This window comes from Kitasatospora indigofera (assembly GCF_014655955.1).
GTDB lineage: Bacteria > Actinomycetota > Actinomycetes > Streptomycetales > Streptomycetaceae > Kitasatospora > Kitasatospora indigofera.
On record NZ_BNBO01000191.1, the window covers coordinates 1 to 567 of the forward strand.

At 75.1% G+C, this 567-nt stretch carries 1 pseudogene; it reads right to left on the reverse strand.

Annotation, left to right across the window (positions count from 1 at the left end):
- Nucleotides 1–567 (reverse strand): annotated as a pseudogene (locus tag IE329_RS40110) (hypothetical protein); the annotation flags it as partial.

The window sequence follows — 567 nt, forward strand, 5'->3', positions numbered from 1 at the left end:
GCCTCGGGCGAGGTGGTGACCACCGGGTCGCTGCCGTCGCCGAAGTCGAAGGAGTAGCCGGTGAGCGGCGTCCCCCAGTCCCGGGTGGCGGTGGCCGTGGCCTTCACGGTCAGCGGTGCCGGGCCGGTCGGGTAGGAATTCGTGGCGCTGTGGAGCGACACCACGGCGTCGCGCAGGCCGGTGCGCTCGTAGGCGCCGCGGTCCCGGACGGCGCCCGAGGGCGCGGTGTTGGCGATGTTCGGGTGGTCGACCGCGGCCGAGCCGAAGAAGTCGGTGCCGACGCCGGGGGCGGTCGGGTCGGCGGAGTCGATCGCCGCGACGTCGGAGTCCGCCAGCCGGTCGAACGGGCCGTTCTGGTTCTCGTCCAGGTCGACGTTCAGGTCGGCGTCGTGCCCGGCCTGCCCGGTCGCGGCCTTGAAGGCGGCGGCGGTGGGGTAGGCGGTGCCGGCCCAGCGGTAGCCCGCCGCGTCCGGCCACGGGTGGACGGTGTTGTAGTCCACCGTGGTGCCGGTGGTGGAGCCGGCCGAGACCGAGATCTCCGCCTCGCCCCGGTGGGCGGCGTCGCAC